Consider the following 17,051-nt stretch of genomic DNA (forward strand, 5'->3'; position numbering starts at 1 on the left):
GGCCGGCGGTCGCCGGGTACCTTCCCTCGATCCGGTGCGAGCTGATGGACGACCTGCTCGCCGAGCCCCGCGGCCGGGACGACCGACCGGGGTGCTTGCTTAGAGCGCACTCCACGCCGTTGGCTGGGTGACCATGAAGTACACGCAGCTCGGACGTACCGGACTCAAGGTCAGCCGACTCGTCCTCGGCACCATGAACTTCGGCCCCCAGACCGACGAGGCCGACAGTCACGCGATCATGGACGCGGCGCTGGACGCCGGCATCAACTTCTTCGACACCGCCAATGTGTACGGGTGGGGTGAGAACAAGGGGCGGACCGAGGAGATCATCGGCAGTTGGTTCGCCAAGAGTGCCGCGCACCGCGACAAGGTCGTGCTCGCCACCAAGGTGTACGGCAACATGGCCGCCGACGGCGACGCCTGGCCCAACCACGACAAGCTGTCCGCCCTCAACATCCGGCGGTCCGTCGACGCCAGCCTGAAGCGGCTGGGGACCGACTACATCGACGTCTACCAGTTCCATCACATCGACCGCAGCACTCCCTTCGAGGAGATCTGGCAGGCGATCGACACCCTCATCACGCAGGGCAAGATCCTGTACGTCGGGTCCTCCAACTTCCCCGGCTACAAGATCGCCCAGGCCAACGAGATCGCCGCCCGGCGTGGCGGGACCATCGGGCTGGTCAGTGAGCAGTGCCTGTACAACCTGGCCGAGCGGCGCGCCGAGATGGAGGTCATCCCGGCCGCGCAGGACTACGGCCTCGGGGTCATCCCCTGGTCGCCGCTGCACGGCGGCCTGCTGGGCGGGGTGATCAAGAAGGAGGTCGAGGGCGGGCGCCGGGCGTCCGGGCGGGCCGCCGACACCCTCAAGGACCCCGCCGCCCGCGCGCAGATCCAGGCCTACGAGGACCTGCTGGAGAAGCACGGGGCGGAGCCGGGCGAGACCGCGCTGGCCTGGCTGCTGACGCGTCCGGGGGTGACGGGTCCGATCGTCGGCCCGCGCACCGGCGAGCAGCTGGAGTCGGCGCTGAGGGCCGTCGAGCTCGAGCTGAGCGAGGAGTTGCTGGAGGGGCTGGACGAGATCTTCCCGGGTCCGGGTCCTTCTCCGGAGGCCTTCGCCTGGTAGCCGACCGGTAGCCGACGTCAGGGGCAGCGCCCGTAAGGGCCACCGCCGACCCGCGGCCGGTCACTCAGCCGGCCGCGGTCATCCCTTCGGCTCCTCCTGTCACCTCATGGCAGAAGCCACGGCGACCACCACGAACAACAGCACAAGCGCACCGGCCATAATCCGGTTCCGGGTCTTCGGGTCCACGGCAAGGAGCCTAACCGGCCGTCCTTGGGGCCTGCCCGGCGGATCCTGCCGCAGACGCGGGGTGTGGCACGCACTCCCCCAGAGGGGGCCCCAGCGGCGTTGTCGTCACTCGCCGACGTCCCCCAGCCTTCGGCCGGGGGTGCCCCCACCCCGTCGCCCGCCGCGGCAGCGGCTGATGTCCACGCCTCCTCCGCCTTGCAGCCGCACCCACCACACCCCGCTCACCAGCACCGATCAGGCACCGCCGATTTCCCGCGACCCGATCCGCCGGACAGGCCCCAGCCCCCAGCGGGCGACCACCTCGTACCGCGGCTGCTCCCCCGGCACTCCCGACGTCGGCAGGTTGCTGCGAACCAGCGTCAGCTCCCCCACCGTCCAGGTCCGGCTCGCGAACTCGGCGAGCAGCGCGACATACGGCCGTACCTCCACCGCGTCCCGGCTGCGGGCCACCGTCAGGTGGGCCTTGTAGCGACGGTGCTCCCCCATCGCCACGCCCGCCTTCCGGGCCGCCGCCTCCGCGCGGTCGGCCAGCAGGCGGAGGGTCTCCAGGTCGCCCTCGGCGCCCGCCCACAGGGCCCGGCCGTGGCCGAACTGGCCGCCACCCGCGACGGACAGGCGGAAGGGCGGCGTGCGGTGGGCCGCGCGGGCCAGCCGGTCCGACAGGTCCGGTACGACCCCGTCCTCGACCTCGCCGTAGAACGCCAGGGTGTAGTGCCAATGAGTGGCTCCGCCACGGGGCCAGCCGGGGCGACCGGTCCAGCGCAGCGCCTCCGCACCCGGCAACCGCTTCAACCGGTCGACCACGGCGGCGAGTTCGGCGGCCACCTCGGGCGGGGGCAGCACGGCTGCGAAGAGTCTCATGCAGACCACCCTGCCATCATGGGGAGATGGAGATCACCATCAGAGAAGGCGGCCCCGACGACCTTCCCGCGATACTCGGCATGCTCGACAGCTCGGTGGCGTGGCTGGTGGGCCAGGGGCGGACCGAGCAGTGGGGGACCACGCCGCTGTCGGAGAACTCGAAGACGGCTGAGTCGGTCGTCCACTGCATGGACAAGGGCGTGACCTACATCGCCGAGGCCGACCGGGTGCCGGCCGCCACGCTCACGCTCACCGACGCTCCCGGCGCCTATCTGGCGCATCTCCCGCCGCCCGGTGAGCCCGAGCGGTACATCCACTGGCTGGCCTCGGACCGCCGGTTCAAGGGGCACGGCGTGGGCAGCGCCCTGCTGGCGCACGCGGCCGGGGAGACCCGGCGGGCCGGGGTGTCACTGCTGCGGGTGGACTGCTACGCGGGCGCCGACGGCAAGCTCGTCCGCTACTACGAGGGCCACGGCTTCACCCGCACCGACACCTACACGTTCAAGAACGACTGGCCGGGACAGGTACTGGCCCGGAGGCTGTAATACGTCTCCTGGCCAGTATCCCGTGCGTGTCTCACGCGGCCGCGGCCAGTTCCTCCCGCTTCTCCCGCGGGACGAACCGCACCCGCGGGTGGCCGCCGTGCCAGCCGACCGACAGGCGCAGGTTGCCGAGGCGGGCCAGGACGAGGCCGATCACCACGGCCGTCGCGGCGGCGATGGCGCCGCCCACCGCCAGGCCCGCGCGGACGCCGTACGCGTCCGTGATCCAGCCGGCGATGGGTGCGCCGACCGGGGAGCCGCCGAGGAAGACCATCATGTAGAGGGCCATCACCCGGCCGCGCATGGCCGGGTCGGTGCCCATCTGGATGCTGGTGTTGGCGGTGACGTTGATCGTCATGCCGAACATGCCGATCGGGACCATGAGCAGGGCGAACAGCCAGAGCGAGGGGGCGGTCGCGGCCACCAGCTCCAGTGCGCCGAAGGCGACCGCGGCAGCGATCATCACCCGCAGCCTGGTCGTGCCGCGTCTGGCCGCGTGCAGGGCGCCGGCCAGGGAGCCGACCGCCATCAGGGTGTTGAAGAGGCTGTAGGAGCCGGCGCCCGCGTGGAAGACGTCGTCCGCGAAGGCGGAGAGGTAGACGGGGAAGTTGAAGCCGAAGGTGCCGATGAACCCGACCAGGGTGATCGTCCAGAGCAGGTCGGGACGGCCGCTGACATAGCGCAGGCCCTCTTGCAGCTGGCCCTTTCCTCTCGGTGCCCGCTCCACGACGTGCAGGTCACGCGCGCGCATCAGCAGCAGGCTGGCGATGGGGGCGACGAAGGACAGGCCGTTGAAGAGGAAGGCGTAGCCGGTGCCGACGCCGGTGATCATCAGGCCGGCGACGGCGGGGCCGACCAGTCGGGCCGACTGGAAGTTCGCGGAGTTGAGGCTGACCGCGTTCTGCAACTGGTCCGGGCCGACCATCTCGGAGACGAAGGACTGGCGAGCCGGGTTGTCGACAACCGTGGCGAGGCCGACGGCGAAGGCGGCGAGGTAGACATGCCAGACGTGGACATGGCCGGAGAGGGTCAGCAGCGCGAGCGCGATGCCGGTGAGGGCCATGGCCGACTGGGTGACGAGAAGTGCGCGCCGCTTGTTCAGCCGGTCGACGAGGACTCCGCCGTAGAGGCCGAAGAGCAGCATCGGCAGGAACTGCAGGGCGGTGGTGACGCCGACGGCGGTCGCGGAGCCGGTGAGGCTGAGGACCAGCCAGTCCTGGGCGATGCGCTGCATCCAGGTGCCGATGTTCGAGACGACCTGGCCCGCGAAGAACAGGCGGTAGTTCCTGACCTTCAGCGAGCCGAACATCGAGGACCTGTGGGACGCGGGGGTAGTTGGGGCGGTCGGTGCGGGGGCGGAAGGTGCTCCGGATCCCGTACTCAAAGTGGGTTCGCCTCCTCGTCAGGGGGTTTACAGGTGTGCGAGTTTCTCCAGGACGGGGGCGGCCGCACGGAGCTTGGCCCAGTCGTCCTCGTCGAGGCCGTCGACCAGGCCGGCCAGGAACGCGTTGCGCTTGCGACGGCTCTCCTCGAGCATCGCCTCGGCCTGCTCGGTCTTGGTGACGACCTTCTGGCGCCGGTCCTCGGGGTGCGGCTCCAGACGGACCAGTCCCTTGGCTTCGAGCAGCGCCACGATGCGGGTCATCGAGGGCGGCTGCACATGCTCCTTGCGGGCCAGCTCACCGGGGGTGGCCTGGCCGCAGTTGGAGAGGGTGCCCAGTACCGACATCTCGGTGGGGCTCAGTGACTCGTCGACCCGCTGGTGCTTCAGCCGTCGCGAGAGTCGCATCACGGCGGAGCGGAGGGAGTTCACGGCGGCCACGTCGTCGCCATGGGTAAGGTCCGGCATGTCTTTAGAGTAACTCATTACCCTACCTAAGGACACCCGGACACGCCGACATGCCCGTGACCTCGACCACTGAACCCCCATCTTCACCCTTACGAGTGAGCCGGATCCGGAAAGTGACGCATCGGACGCCCGGATGTGGCGCCCTCGTATGCATGGGGACCAGTGTGCTCAGCCTGCGGATAGACAAAGAGCTGCTCGACCGGCTCCGGCACCATGCGGCGAAAAGGGGAATGAGCGTCCAGGACTATGTGGTCCGGACGCTCATTCGCAACGACTTCGACGAGCGGTTCTCGGCCGCCGTCGAGGAGACGGAGAGGTTCTACGGTGATCAGGTCAAGGTCACATGAGATCCCGGCCTGATCAGCATCAGGCTCAGGATCAGGTGAGGCCCAGGGCCGGCATCAGGTAGTAGAAGGCGAACACGGCCGAGACCACGTACATCGCGACCGGGATCTCCTTCACCCGGCCGGCGGCCAGGCGCAGCACCACGAAGGTGATGAAGCCCATGCCGATGCCGTTCGTGATCGAGTAGGTGAACGGCATCATCACCATCGTCACGAAGGCCGGTATCGCGACGGTGTAGTCGGCCCAGTCGATCTCCTTGATCGAACCGGCCAGGATCAGGAAGCCCACCGCGAGCAGCGCCGGGGTGGCCGCCTGGGACGGGACCATCGTGGCGACCGGGGTCAGGAACAGCGCCACGGCGAACAGCGCGCCGGTGATGACGTTGGCGAAGCCGGTGCGGGCGCCCTCGCCGACGCCCGCCGTCGACTCCACGAAGCAGGTGGTGGCAGAGGAGGAGCTGGCCCCGCCGGCGGCGACCGCGACACCGTCGATGAAGAGGACCTTGTTGATGCCCGGCATATAGCCCTGGGCGTCGGTCAGCTTGGCCTCGTCACTGACGCCCATGATCGTGCCCATGGCGTCGAAGAAGCAGGACAGCAGGACGGTGAAGACGAAGAGGATGCCGGTCAGCACACCGACCTTGCCGAAGCCGCCGAACAGGCTGACCTTGCCGAGCAGGCCGAAGTCCGGGGTGGCGAGGGGGTTGCCGGGCCACTTCGGGGTGGTCAGACCCCAGGAGGTCACATGGGCGACGGCGTTGATGATCAGCGCGAGCACGGTCATCGCCACGATGGAGATCAGGATCGCGCCGGAGACCTTGCGGACGATCAGCGCGAGGGTCAGCAGCGCGCCGAGCACGAAGACCAGGACCGGCCAGCCGTTGAGATGACCGTCGGCGCCGAGCTGGAGCGGGACCGTGGTCTGGGCGGCGTCCGGGATCCGGCTGACGAAGCCGGAGTCCACGAGACCGATCAGCATGATGAACAGGCCGATACCGATCGAGATCGCCTTGCGCAGGCTGTAGGGCACGGCGTTCATCACACGCTCGCGCAGACCGCTGGCGACCAGCAGCATCACGATGAAGCCGGCCAGGACCACCATGCCCATCGCGTCCGGCCAGGACATCCGGGGCGCCAGTTGGAGGGCGACGACGGAGTTCACGCCGAGACCGGCGGCGAGCGCGATCGGGACGTTGCCGATGACACCCATGAGCAGCGTGGTGAAGGCGGCGGTGACGACGGTGGCCGTGACCAGCTGTCCGTTGTCGAGGTGGTGGCCGTACATGTCCTTCGCGCTGCCGAGGATGATCGGGTTCAGCACGATGATGTACGCCATCGCGAAGAACGTGGCGAAGCCGCCGCGCACCTCGCGGGCGAGGGTGCTGCCCCGCTCGGAGATCTTGAAGTAACGGTCGAGCGCGCCGTACGCGGGGGTCGCACCCGGCTGTTCGGGGGCGGGGGCCTGAGTGGAAGCCGGGGTCGACATTGGATGTTCCTACGATCGGAAGTAGCCAGACACAAACGGTTTCAGTATGAACGTATGAGTGGCTGATCGCTATCTCCGCGCGTAGACCACCGAGGTGCGTAAGCTAGGGCCCATGGCGAAGTGGACCCCCAAGCACGAGGCGCCGGAGCCCCTGGAGGGCCCCGTCGTTCCGACCGTCGTCGGCGGCACGATCGTCTGGTTCGTTCTCTTCCTGGTCCAGCTCCCCTTCTACGGCTGGTTCGCCGACCACGGCCACACCTGGTGGGTGTGGACCTGCCTGGCCGGCGGCGGTCTCGGGCTGATAGGCGTCTGGTACGTGAAGAAGCGGGACGCGGCCATCAGGCGGGCCGAAGCGGCCCGCGCCCTCTAGGCCGCGCCGCGGTCCGCTACCTACTGGGCGGACACCCGCCCATCAGCCGCGTCAACAACGCTGCCGGTCAATACACCTAGGCCGCGTGCAGGAGACCTGGGGGGCCGCTCTACGACCAGGGCACGACTTGACTCCTCCCCTGGTCGGATCTTCCGGGCACTCGGCAGGTGAACGCGCAAATCCACACGTACCGTCGAACGTATGACGCACATCGACGCGGGCGCGGAACTCGACCCTGTGCATCCGGTCCCGCTGCCGGCCCCGGCCCGGGCGAGCGGGCTGACCGGCGCCGAGGTCGCGGAGCGGATCGCCCGCGGCCAGGTGAACGACATACCGGTGCGCGGCAGCCGCTCGTTCGGCGAGATAGTGCGGGCGAACGTCTTCACCCGGTTCAACGCGATCATCGGTGTGCTGTGGGTGATCATGCTCGTGGTGGCGCCGATCCAGGACAGCCTGTTCGGCTTCGTGATCCTCGCCAACACGGGCATCGGCATCGTGCAGGAGTGGCGGGCGAAGAAGACCCTGGACTCGCTCGCGGTGATCGGCGAGGCGCGGCCGACCGTGCGCCGCGACGGGGCCGTGGTCGAAGTGGGCACCAGCGAGATCGTGCTCGACGACCTCATAGAGATCGGCCCGGGCGACAAGATCGTCGTGGACGGGGTGTGTGCCGAGGCCGACGGCCTGGAGATCGACGAGTCGCTGCTCACCGGTGAGGCCGACCCGGTCGTCAAACGCCGCGGCGACCAGGTGATGTCGGGGAGTTTCGTGGTGGCCGGCGGGGGCGCGTTCGCGGCGACGAAGGTCGGCCGGGAGGCCTACGCGGCCCAGCTCGCCGAGGAGGCCTCCCGGTTCACGCTCGTCCACTCCGAGCTGCGCACCGGTATCTCCACCATCCTCAAGTACGTGACCTGGATGATGGTCCCGGCGGCCGTCGGCCTGGTCGCCACCCAGCTCGTCGTCAAGAACAACGGGGTCAAGGACGCCGTCGCCCGCACGGTCGGCGGTATCGTCCCGATGGTCCCCGAGGGTCTCGTCCTGCTCACCTCCGTGGCCTTCGCGATCGGCGTGATCCGGCTGGGCCGCCGGCAGGTCCTGGTCCAGGAACTCCCCGCGATCGAGGGTCTCGCCCGCGTCGACACCGTCTGCCTCGACAAGACCGGCACGCTCACCGAGGGCGGCATGGACGTCACCGAGCTGCGGGCGCTCAACGGGGTCGACGAGACGTACGTACGCAAGGTGCTGGGCTCGCTGGGCGAGTCGGACCCGCGCCCGAACGCCTCCCTCCAGGCGATCATCGACGCCTATCCCGACAGCGAGGACTGGCGGTGTGTCGAGTCGCTGCCCTTCTCCTCCGCCCGCAAGTACAGCGGGGCGGCCTTCAGCGAGGGCGACGGGGAACTGAGCACCTGGCTGCTGGGGGCGCCGGACGTGCTGCTCGCCGCCGACAACCCGGCGTTGGCCGAAACCGTACGCCTCAACCAGCAGGGACTGCGGGTGCTGCTGCTGGCCCGCGCCACCCGGGACCTCGACGACCCGGAGGTGGCGAAGGGCGCCGGCCCCACCGCCCTCGTGGTCCTGGAGCAGCGGCTGCGGACCGACGCCGCCGACACCCTGCGCTACTTCGCCGACCAGGAGGTCCGGGCGAAGGTGATCTCCGGCGACAACGCGGTGTCGGTCGGCGCGGTGGCCGCCAAGCTCGGCCTGAGCGGTACGACGGTGGACGCGCGCCGGCTGCCCGCGGAGCGCGGCGAGATGGCCGATGCCCTCGACGAAGGGACCGTCTTCGGCCGGGTCACCCCGCAGCAGAAGCGGGACATGGTGGGGGCGTTGCAGTCACGCGGGCACACGGTCGCGATGACCGGGGACGGCGTGAACGACGTTCTCGCCCTGAAGGACGCCGACATCGGTGTCTCGATGGGCTCGGGCTCCGAGGCCACCCGGGCGGTCGCGCAGATCGTTCTCCTCGACAACAGCTTCGCCACACTGCCCTCGGTGGTCGCCGAGGGGCGGCGGGTGATCGGCAACATCACCCGGGTCGCCACCCTGTTCCTGGTCAAGACGGTCTACTCGGTCCTGCTCGCGGTGTTCGTGGTCTGCTGGCAGGTCGAATACCCCTTCCTGCCGCGGCACCTGACCCTGCTGTCCACCCTCACCATCGGCATCCCGGCCTTCTTCCTGGCCCTCGCCCCCAACAAGGAACGGGCCAGACCGCACTTCGTCCGCCGCGTCATGCGCTACTCGATCCCGGGCGGGGTGATGGCCGCTGTCGCGACCTTCGTGACGTATCTGCTGGCCCGCCACTACTACACGGGCCCGGGCTCCCTGGACGCGGAGACCAGCGCCGCGACCCTGACCCTGTTCCTGATCTCGATGTGGGTCCTGGCGATCATCGCCCGTCCGTACACCTGGTGGCGGGTGGCGCTGGTCGCCTCGATGGGCGTGGCCTTCGTCTTCGTCCTCGCGGTACCGGCCCTGCAGAGCTTCTTCGCACTGAAGCTGGTGGGGGAGGTGATGCCGTGGACCGCGGTCGGCGTGGCGGTGGTGGCGTCGGCGATGCTGGAGTTCGCCTGGAAGTGGGTGGAACGGCGGTTCCCGGTGTGAGCGTCCGAAGGACGGCCGCCCCACCGGTGAGACACCGGTGGGGCGGCCGTTCGGTTCCGGTGGGACTACTGCACGTCGACGTAGTCGCCCGTGGCGCTGACCGCCGGGGTCGTGGAGGTGCCCGCGAAGGAGTAGCGGTAGTAGCCGTCGACCGTCGCCGTGGTGGTCGTCTTCAGGGCGCCCGTGGAGGACGACTTGATGGTCTTCAGCGTGGTGTAGGTGCTGGAGCCCTTCTTGCGGAACTGGAGCTTCACCGACTGGCTGGCGTAGCCGGAGTACTTGGCCGCGTCCCAGTTGGCGCGGGTCAGGGTGCCGGTGACCGTGATGGTCTTGCCCTTCTTGACCGGCTCGGGGGTGGCGTTGACGGTCAGCTTGGACAGGCGCTGGACCGAGACCTTGCCCAGGTTGTTCCCGAAGGTGGTGTTGCCGTCCTTGTCGAAGGCGACGGCACCCGCCTGCCAGGTGCCGGCGATGCTGTTGACCATGTCCTTGCGGCTGGCGCTGAGGGTGGCCTTGCAACTCTCGACGGTCGAGGAGGTGTCCGTGCAGGTCGCCAGGTCGGAGGGGGCGACACCGTACTCGGACGACTTGATGTCGGAGCCGTGGTAGATGACCGGGATGGTGTCGAAGTCGCTGCTCTTCAGACTGGCGGCGTGGGTCACCGTGTAGGTGATCGAGAACTTCACGGAGCCCGTGGCGGGTACGACAACGGCCTTGCCGCCGTTGACCTTCACGCTGGAGAAGGTGACTCCCAGCGTGGTGCTGCCGGCGGCGTGCGCGGCCGGGGCGACGAACGCGGTGAGGGCCAGGGCGCCGGAGACGGCGGCCACGGTGGCACGAATGCGCATGGATTCCCCAGTGGGAACAGTGGGCGCGAGGCCCAAGTGATCTAGGGAGTCTGTTGACTCGGGTGATCAGATCCACGAGGGGCGAGAGTGGTTGTACGGGTGAGACGTAATCTGGTCAGATTTTGATTCCTTTGCGACCCGATTACGTCTCCATGGGATTACTCCACGGCCGGAGTGCTGCCGGGGCTGCTACTTCACGTCGGCGTAGTCACCCGTCGCGCTGACCGCCGGGGTCGGTGCTGGAGCCCTTCTTGCGGAACTGCAGCCGCACGGACTGCTCCGGGGCGGCGTTCACCGTCAGCTTCGACAGGCGCTGCACCTGGGTGCTGCCGAGGGCGCCCTGGTCGGCGTACCCGAGCTCGGTGATGCTGACGCACGCCGCCGACGTGGACGACACCGCCGCCGCTCGACCTGGACCGCTTCGAGTACTTCCTGGACGTGGAAGCGGACTGACCGGCCTGACCGGTCATGGCCCGGGACCCCTGCGGGGGACCCGGGCCATCCTCTTTCGCCCGTCAGTCGAACCAGCGGTCCCGCGCCAGTTCCTCCGTCCGTGACGGGTCCTCCAGGAGCGCGGCCACCTCGAAGCGGCGCGGCCACTGGCCGGCCGCCCAGGCCAGGCCCGCGGCCACGCCCTCCAGGGTGGCGGCGTGCAGGACGCCGTCGCCGGTGAGCCGCCAGTCGATCTCGACGCCGTCGACCACCAGCTCCTCGTGTTCCACGTAGGTCTCCGGGGTGCGCGGGCCGAGCAGGACGCGGACCGGCTCGGGGACGTCGTGTTCGGTGCCCTCCGAGTCGACCGAGCCCGTCACCGACTCGCTCAGCCGCCGCACCTGGAACAGTTCGGCCAGTTCGGCGGCGCGGGCGGGCCGTACCGGGAGCAGCGGGACGCCGGCCGTGAACGGCAGCAGGTCCGGGGAGTCGACGACCACCGCGTCGGCCGCGTCCACGACCTCCACCCGGCCGTCGACCACCGCCCGCAGCTCGTCGGGGAGGGTCACCTGCTCGGGGTCCAGGTCCGCCAGCGCGCCGTACAGGGCGTGCAGTTGGGCGCCGGTGACCGAGCGGTCCGGGTCGGCCAGGCGGTCCAGGAGTTCGGCGGCGCCGCCCGGCTCGTCGAGGAGGGCGGCGACCGAGGTCCGTACCCCGAGCGCCCGCAGCACCTGCTCGTCCTCGAAGCCGGTCGCGTCGGCCTCCTCGTAGAGGCCGCGCAGCAGCGGGTCGCCGCCCGAGGCCAGCAGACCGGCGGGGCGGCGGCCGTCGAGGACGGGGTGGCCGCGCAGCCACCACGCCGTGTACGGCCGTACGACCTCGTGGGTGCCGTCCGGCAGCAGGATGCGAACCGGCTGGGTGAGGGCGTCCCGCAGCGGCGGTTGGGCGAGCAGGGCGAGGGCCTCGGGCCAGTGGTCCTCGTCGACGAGGTCGAGGTCGCGGACGGCGATCAGCTCGGTGGCGACCGGGGGTACGGGTGTGTCCGGGAAGCGATCGAGGATGTCCTCGCACCAGACGTCGACGGCGTCAAGGAGGCCGGCGTCATCAGGTTCCGCGAAGTCGCCTTCGCGGGGCTCCAGTTCGTCGGGGTCCAAGACGACGTCGGTGGCGCGGACGAGGGCGAAGTTCGCGAGCACCCCGCAGGCGGCCAACGGCTGTTCGCCCCACTTCTCCGCCAGTTCGGCGTCCACGGCGGCCAGTTCGTCCTCGCGGATCAGCCGGGCGAACGGGCTGCCGGGGAAGACGAGTTCACCGGCGGGGGCCGGCTCGCCGTCCTCGTCGGGCAGGGCGAGGGCGCCCAGCCAGGGCTCGTCGCCGGGTTCCAGGCCCGCGTCCCGGACCAGGGCGAGGACCGTGTCCGCCAGCTCCTCGGCGTCCGGGGCGTCCTCCTCCCAGTTGACGCCTCCCTCGTCGTCCAGGGAGGCGGCCACGGCGGCCCGTACCTGCGGCGTGGTGAGGACCGCACGCGGGCTCGCGGGAAGCGCGCCGAGCTTCTCCAGGAGAGGGTGGGCGGCGTCCTGGTGGGCGACCTTGAGGCCGAGCCGGGCGAGGACCTCGGGGTCGATGGCCGCGTCCGGGGTGGGGATCAGTACCTGGCGCGGACCGATGGTGGTCCGTCCTCCCCCAGTGCCGAAAGCCTGGGAGGTGCCCCCAGCCAGCGGCACGGGCAGCCCGGACAGCCGTTCCGGGTCGACGCCCGCGAGGCTGTCGTAGAGCCGCCACCACCAGTCCGGGTCCTTCTCCAGGCCGGCGAGGCGGTCGATGGCGTCGGCGAGCGGGAGACGGGTGACGGACAACGTGCGCAGCTCGACGCGGCGTTCGAGACCGGCGGGCAGGAGGGTGGGGAGGACCTCGGCGAGTACGCGGACCGTGTCCGCGCCCGCGCCTTCCACGATCTCGGCGTCCCGCGGCCGCAGTGCCTCGGGGAGTTCGCTGTCGTCGCCGGCCTCGACGGCGGGCGGCAGGAACGCGGTGCGTGGCAGCCGCTCCAGGATCGCCTGGCGCAGCGCGCCGTCCAGCTCGCCCTTGCCGAGCGGGCCGGGCACCAGGTGGATGATCCCCTCCCCCACCGGCCGCCAGTCGGCGAGGAGTTCGGCGTACGCGTCGGCCGCGCGCTGCACCAGGAAGTCGGTGAGCGGGCCGGGGGCGGTGTGCCGGCGGGTGGTGTCGAGGGGGAAGGACGCGATGAGGAGGGCGGGGACGCCGAGGGGCTCGTCGCTGGGGGTGGGGGCGTGCAGGACGGCGGCGGTGCGCGGCCGGTCGGGAGCGCCCGCGCCGTCCGTGGGCACGGCCCAGGTCAGCGACCAGTGCGGACGCAGCCGCTCCTCCACCGGCCGGTCGGCCAGCAGCTCCGGGGTGAGCGTGCCGTGCGCGGAGACGGTACGCCAGCGGGTCGTGCCCTCCTGCGAGTCGTCTACGACGGTGAGCGCGCCGTCGGTGCCGCGGCGCAGGGTGCGCACGGTGTCGCCGCTCTCCATCACGACCTCTTCCAGACCCGGCAGGGCGAGCAGGAGGGCGTCGTCGACGGCGGCGAGGAGGCGCTCGGCGAGATCGGTGGCCGCCGTGTCCCTGAGCGGCAGGATCACGACCGTGTCGTACGGGTCCGGGGCGGTGCCCTCGGCGGCGAACGGGAGCCTGAGCAGCGGCACATGGCCGTCCCGGCGGCGAATCTCGTCCCCGAGCCCCGAGCTGTGGCCTGCGGTCTCCTCGGCCAGTTCCCGGGCCTCGGCGAGCGACCAGCGCACCCCGCCGTGCCGCCCCACGACCGCCGGCTCGTCGGTGACGGCCAGCACGGCGGCGAAGCCGACGCCGAACCGGCCGACGGCACTCTCGGTCTCCTCCCGCTTCGCGGAGGCGCGCAGGGTGGAGAGGGACTCGACGCCGGCCGCGTCCAGCGGGGCGCCGGTGTTGGCGGCGAACAGGACTCCGTCGCGGAGGGTGAGCCGGAACCGGCCGGGGACTCCGGCGCGGGCGGCCGCGTCGGCGGCGTTCTGGGCGAGCTCCACGACGAGCCGGTCCCGGTAGCCGCCGAGGACCAGGTCCTCCTCGGCGTTGGCGTCCTCACGGAACCGGGCGGGGCTGGTGGCCCAGGCGTCGAGGACACCGCGGCGCAGGCGGGCGGTGCCGAAGGGGTCGGCGCCCTCGGCGGCGGGCCGCACGAACTTGCTCACGTTCACTCTCCTCATCGACGTGAGGACGAAGGTACCGCGCGCCGAGGACCCACCCACCCGCCCACCCGACCCGATCAGCCGAGAAGCGGACACCCGACCCCCGGCCCGACACCGACGGTGGCGGGCCTCCCCGTGGCGCCCTGCGTGATCCACCCTCTACGCCCTGACCGAACGCCTCGCCCCACCGCGCCGTGCCACGACCGCGACGACGCTCCTGTGCGCCGCCGGTCCGCTGGGCACCGCGGCCGGCCAGGCCGTGTCGGGGCCGCCGGCCGAAAGCCACGGCCCGCGGGGTGCCCTGCCGGTGGCCGCGGGGGCGGCGGCCGGCGCGTTCCTGCTGGCGCTCGGGTACCGGGCTGACGGCGACGGGGGCTGAGGGGCCGTCACTTCAAGAGGGGGCGGGGCTACGAGTGGCCCAGTTCCGCCGACGTCTCGTCCTCCGTCGCCGGTACCGAGCCGGAGTCGGAGGCGGGGCGGAGCGGGAAGGGGTCCACGCGGGTCTCGTCGATCACCGGGGGTGCCACCACCGGAGGCTTCGGCATGACCGCGGCCTCCGAGTGGCCGCCGCAGCCGTAGGCGAAGGAGACGACCCGGCCGTCGGCCGGGGAGAACTCGTTGGCGCAGACACCGAAGGCCTGGCCCAGGGAGCCGCCGATGGGGGTGAGGAAGCCGCAGCTGACGCACGTCGCGGGGGCCGCCTGGGCCATCGGGGTCTTGGCGCCGAACGACTCCTCCCAGCGGTCGGCGGCGATGTGCAGGCCGTAGCGGGACAGGACGCGGGCGCGGCGCATGCCCAGTTCCTCGGCGACCGAGGCGATCGTGCCCCGGGAGGGGACGGTGGGCAGATGCGCGGGCGTGCCCGCGGTGACCTCGGCGTCCTCCGCCTCCGCCAGCTCCTCCATCTCCTCCGAGACCGGAGAGTTCGGCTCCGGTCCGTCCTCGCCGGTGTAGCCGGGCTCCAGACGGAGGTCCTCGGCCTCGGTGGGGAGCAGGTCGCCGGGGCCCATGTCGCCGGGGCGCAGCCGCTCGCTCCACGGCACCCACTCGGGGGCGAGGAGGGCGTCGGAGCCGGGGAGGAGGACCACCTCGTCCAGCGTGACGATCTTGGCGCGGGAGGCTCGGGCCACCGTCACGGCCCAGCGCCAGCCGCGGTACCCGAGTTCCTTGCACTCGAAGAAGTGCGTGACGACGCGGTCGCCCTCCGCCACCGCTCCGGCGTGCTCGCCGACCACTCCGGGTGCGGCGGCCTCCTCGGCGGCGGTCCGCGCGAGGTCGACCGCCTCGGCGCACAGACGGTCGGGGGTGCGGCTTCGCGTTGTCGCTGCGCTCACAGGTATCGCTTCTCTCCTACGCCGTCTCACGAGTGCGGCTGCCTCCGGCGGTGGGGCGGACGGAGCGGACCTGTGGGCCGCATCGACGTCCGCGTCCGATCGCTCTCGGGCGCACCTCTGCCATCCATTGTGCTTTATGGCTGAGATACGCACGCTACCCCGTCGCCGGTGGTGGGGGACAGTCCGCCGCGACACCTGCGCGGCGACGGGGGGCCGACAGCCGGGGCGTGCCGGGTCGGGCTGTGGGGTCTGCGTGGGTGGGGGCTGGTCGCGCCCACGCGGCGGAGCCGCGATCGGTACAGCCCCGCGCCCCTGGAGAGGGCAGCTCCACTCGTGCACTCTCCGACTCGCTTGGTTACAAAGTGCACTAGGACCTGTCGTCTCAGGGCACTATGAACGACGTGGCAACCGCGAAGTCCCCCCAAGGCACCGTCGGGGTCGGTAGCGGTGCGGGCCGGATGCGCGGTGCCGTCCGCTCGGTCGGGCGTGCCCTGCACTTCCCCGTGACCGGCACCGCCCGGGGTATCCGCAAGGCCACGCACGCGCACGGCGCCGGTGAGTCCGGCCTCGGCAAGCTGATCGAGCTGCACGCGGTCAACGGCGCCGGTGATGTCATGATCACCGTCGCTCTGGCCTCCACCGTGTTCTTCTCCGTGCCCACCGACGAGGCCCGGGGGCGGGTCGCGCTCTATCTCGCCATCACCATGGCGCCCTTCACCGTTCTCGCCCCGGTCATCGGCCCCCTTCTCGACCGGCTTCCACACGGCCGCCGCGCCGCGATGGCCGGCGCGATGCTCGCCCGGGCGCTGCTCGCACTGATCATCTCGGGGGCGGTGGCCGGGGGCAGCCTGGAGCTCTATCCGGCCGCGCTCGGGGTGCTGGTCGCGTCCAAGGCGTACGGCGTGGTGCGCAGTGCCGTCGTGCCCCGGCTGCTGCCGCCCCGGTTCTCCCTCGTGAAGGCCAATTCACGGGTCACCCTCGCCGGGCTGCTCGCCACCGGTGTGGCCGCCCCGATCGGGGCCGGGCTGCACGCCATAGGCGACCCCTGGCCGCTCTACGGCGCCTTCGTGATCTTCGTGGCCGGGACGTTTCTCTCCTTCACCCTCCCCCCGAAGGTCGACTCGGCCAAGGGCGAGGACGTGGCGCTGCTCGCCGCCGACGAGGAGCATCTGCACGGCCCGCTCCGGAAAGAGACGAAGCGGCCGGGGCTGCGGACGGTCGGGCCCGCCGTCACCCACGCGCTCGGCGCGAACGCGGCCCTGCGCTGTCTCTCCGGCTTCCTGATCTTCTTCCTGGCGTTCCTGCTCCGCGAGCACCCGCTGACCGGCGAGAGCGCGGCGGTGTCCCTGGGAATAGTGGGCGTCTCGGCGGGCACGGGCAACGCGCTCGGTACGGCGGTGGGCGCCTGGCTGCGCTCCCGGTCGCCGGAGATCATCATCGTGACGGTGGTCGCCGTGGTGCTGGGGACGGCGATCGTCGCGGCCCTGTTCTTCGGCGCCTTCCTGGTGGCCGTCCTCGCCGCGGTGGCCGGCTTCGCGCAGGCGCTGGCCAAGCTGTGCCTGGACGCGCTGATCCAGCGGGACGTGCCGGAGCAGGTGCGCACCTCGGCGTTCGCCCGCTCGGAGACGCTGCTCCAGATGGCCTGGGTGTTCGGCGGCGCGGTGGGCATCGTGATGCCGCTGAACGGCACCCTGGGCCTGGTGGTGGCCGCCGCGATCGTGGCCGCCGGCTGGCTGACCACCCTGCGTGGCCTGGTCAGCTCGGCCCGGCACGGCACCCGTGCCCGGCCGAGGGTGGCCTGAGGGGCGCGGCTGGCGTAACGAACCGGGCACGCCGTACCCCACA

14 protein-coding genes are annotated in these 17,051 nt (G+C 71.2%); 6 read left to right on the forward strand and 8 right to left on the reverse strand.

Annotated elements, in window-relative coordinates:
• Positions 1–133 precede the first annotated feature (133 nt).
• Positions 134–1,126: an aldo/keto reductase gene (locus ACZ7OO_RS20075; RefSeq protein WP_471506123.1), complete on the forward strand. Its 993-nt coding sequence runs from the start codon at positions 134–136 to the stop codon at positions 1,124–1,126.
• Between the two features lie 420 nt (positions 1,127–1,546).
• Here ACZ7OO_RS20075 and thpR read toward each other — a convergent pair whose 3' ends face one another.
• The gene (gene thpR / locus ACZ7OO_RS20080) at positions 1,547–2,173 is read right to left on the reverse strand and encodes an RNA 2',3'-cyclic phosphodiesterase (protein WP_471506125.1); all 627 of its coding nucleotides are present in this window, start codon (positions 2,171–2,173) and stop codon (positions 1,547–1,549) included.
• 26 nt (positions 2,174–2,199) lie between these two features.
• On the opposite strand from thpR, the gene ACZ7OO_RS20085 reads away from it, so the two are divergent.
• The gene (locus tag ACZ7OO_RS20085; protein ID WP_471506127.1) at positions 2,200–2,718 is read left to right on the forward strand and encodes a GNAT family N-acetyltransferase; all 519 of its coding nucleotides are present in this window, start codon (positions 2,200–2,202) and stop codon (positions 2,716–2,718) included.
• 31 nt (positions 2,719–2,749) lie between these two features.
• Here ACZ7OO_RS20085 and ACZ7OO_RS20090 read toward each other — a convergent pair whose 3' ends face one another.
• Together ACZ7OO_RS20090 and ACZ7OO_RS20095 are read right to left on the reverse strand one after the other, a co-directional pair.
• Entirely contained in the window at positions 2,750–4,099 is a 1,350-nt protein-coding gene (locus ACZ7OO_RS20090; protein WP_471506129.1) for an MFS transporter, read from the reverse strand.
• Between the two features lie 27 nt (positions 4,100–4,126).
• Positions 4,127–4,564, reverse strand: coding sequence for a MarR family winged helix-turn-helix transcriptional regulator (locus ACZ7OO_RS20095; RefSeq protein ID WP_471506131.1), 438 nt, complete (start codon positions 4,562–4,564; stop codon positions 4,127–4,129).
• 152 nt (positions 4,565–4,716) lie between these two features.
• Here ACZ7OO_RS20095 and ACZ7OO_RS20100 point away from each other — a divergent pair, with 152 nt between their 5' ends.
• A complete protein-coding gene (locus tag ACZ7OO_RS20100; protein ID WP_352223476.1) occupies positions 4,717–4,911 on the forward strand; it encodes a ribbon-helix-helix protein, CopG family in 195 nt (64 codons plus the stop codon).
• Positions 4,912–4,942: 31 nt separating this feature from the next.
• Here ACZ7OO_RS20100 and ACZ7OO_RS20105 read toward each other — a convergent pair whose 3' ends face one another.
• Positions 4,943–6,394, reverse strand: coding sequence for an NCS2 family permease (locus ACZ7OO_RS20105; protein WP_471506133.1), 1,452 nt, complete (start codon positions 6,392–6,394; stop codon positions 4,943–4,945).
• A 112-nt stretch (positions 6,395–6,506) separates the two neighbouring features.
• Between ACZ7OO_RS20105 and ACZ7OO_RS20110 the strand changes: the two genes are divergently transcribed.
• Together ACZ7OO_RS20110 and ACZ7OO_RS20115 are read left to right on the forward strand one after the other, a co-directional pair.
• Complete coding sequence (locus ACZ7OO_RS20110; protein WP_352223478.1) at positions 6,507–6,764, forward strand: DUF2530 domain-containing protein; 258 nt, start codon at positions 6,507–6,509, stop codon at positions 6,762–6,764.
• Positions 6,765–6,965: 201 nt separating this feature from the next.
• Entirely contained in the window at positions 6,966–9,365 is a 2,400-nt protein-coding gene (locus ACZ7OO_RS20115; RefSeq protein WP_471506135.1) for an HAD-IC family P-type ATPase, read from the forward strand.
• Between the two features lie 65 nt (positions 9,366–9,430).
• Here the strand turns inward: ACZ7OO_RS20115 and ACZ7OO_RS20120 are convergent, their stop codons facing one another.
• The 4 genes from ACZ7OO_RS20120 to ACZ7OO_RS20135 all read right to left on the reverse strand — a co-directional run bounded on the left by ACZ7OO_RS20120 (position 9,431) and on the right by ACZ7OO_RS20135 (position 15,206).
• Positions 9,431–10,213, reverse strand: a complete 783-nt coding sequence (locus tag ACZ7OO_RS20120; protein WP_471506137.1) for a hypothetical protein — start codon at positions 10,211–10,213, stop codon at positions 9,431–9,433.
• A 208-nt stretch (positions 10,214–10,421) separates the two neighbouring features.
• On the reverse strand, positions 10,422–10,610 hold the full coding sequence (locus tag ACZ7OO_RS20125; protein WP_471506139.1) for a hypothetical protein: 189 nt from the start codon (positions 10,608–10,610) through the stop codon (positions 10,422–10,424).
• Between the two features lie 118 nt (positions 10,611–10,728).
• Entirely contained in the window at positions 10,729–13,875 is a 3,147-nt protein-coding gene (locus ACZ7OO_RS20130) for a sacsin N-terminal ATP-binding-like domain-containing protein (RefSeq protein WP_471506141.1), read from the reverse strand.
• Positions 13,876–14,279: 404 nt separating this feature from the next.
• A complete protein-coding gene (locus ACZ7OO_RS20135; protein WP_352223486.1) occupies positions 14,280–15,206 on the reverse strand; it encodes a DUF3027 domain-containing protein in 927 nt (308 codons plus the stop codon).
• Between the two features lie 458 nt (positions 15,207–15,664).
• Here ACZ7OO_RS20135 and ACZ7OO_RS20140 point away from each other — a divergent pair, with 458 nt between their 5' ends.
• Positions 15,665–17,008 (forward strand): MFS transporter, encoded by a 1,344-nt coding sequence (locus ACZ7OO_RS20140; RefSeq protein ID WP_471506477.1) that lies wholly within the window; start codon positions 15,665–15,667, stop codon positions 17,006–17,008.
• The last annotated feature ends 43 nt before the right edge of the window (positions 17,009–17,051 follow it).

It is taken from the genome of Streptomyces sp. NPDC111744, assembly GCF_055634995.1.

What these genes read in the sequence shown, in the direction of transcription:
- ACZ7OO_RS20075 (WP_471506123.1), top strand. Translation starts at nt 134, where the DNA reads ATGAAGTACACGCAGCTCGGACGTACCGGACTCAAGGTCAGCCGACTC.
- thpR (WP_471506125.1), bottom strand. Translation starts at nt 2,173, where the DNA reads ATGAGACTCTTCGCAGCCGTGCTGCCCCCGCCCGAGGTGGCCGCCGAA.
- ACZ7OO_RS20085 (WP_471506127.1), top strand. Translation starts at nt 2,200, where the DNA reads ATGGAGATCACCATCAGAGAAGGCGGCCCCGACGACCTTCCCGCGATA.
- ACZ7OO_RS20095 (WP_471506131.1), bottom strand. Translation starts at nt 4,564, where the DNA reads ATGCCGGACCTTACCCATGGCGACGACGTGGCCGCCGTGAACTCCCTC.
- ACZ7OO_RS20100 (WP_352223476.1), top strand. Translation starts at nt 4,717, where the DNA reads ATGGGGACCAGTGTGCTCAGCCTGCGGATAGACAAAGAGCTGCTCGAC.
- ACZ7OO_RS20105 (WP_471506133.1), bottom strand. Translation starts at nt 6,394, where the DNA reads ATGTCGACCCCGGCTTCCACTCAGGCCCCCGCCCCCGAACAGCCGGGT.
- ACZ7OO_RS20110 (WP_352223478.1), top strand. Translation starts at nt 6,507, where the DNA reads ATGGCGAAGTGGACCCCCAAGCACGAGGCGCCGGAGCCCCTGGAGGGC.
- ACZ7OO_RS20115 (WP_471506135.1), top strand. Translation starts at nt 6,966, where the DNA reads ATGACGCACATCGACGCGGGCGCGGAACTCGACCCTGTGCATCCGGTC.
- ACZ7OO_RS20120 (WP_471506137.1), bottom strand. Translation starts at nt 10,213, where the DNA reads ATGCGCATTCGTGCCACCGTGGCCGCCGTCTCCGGCGCCCTGGCCCTC.
- ACZ7OO_RS20140 (WP_471506477.1), top strand. Translation starts at nt 15,665, where the DNA reads ATGCGCGGTGCCGTCCGCTCGGTCGGGCGTGCCCTGCACTTCCCCGTG.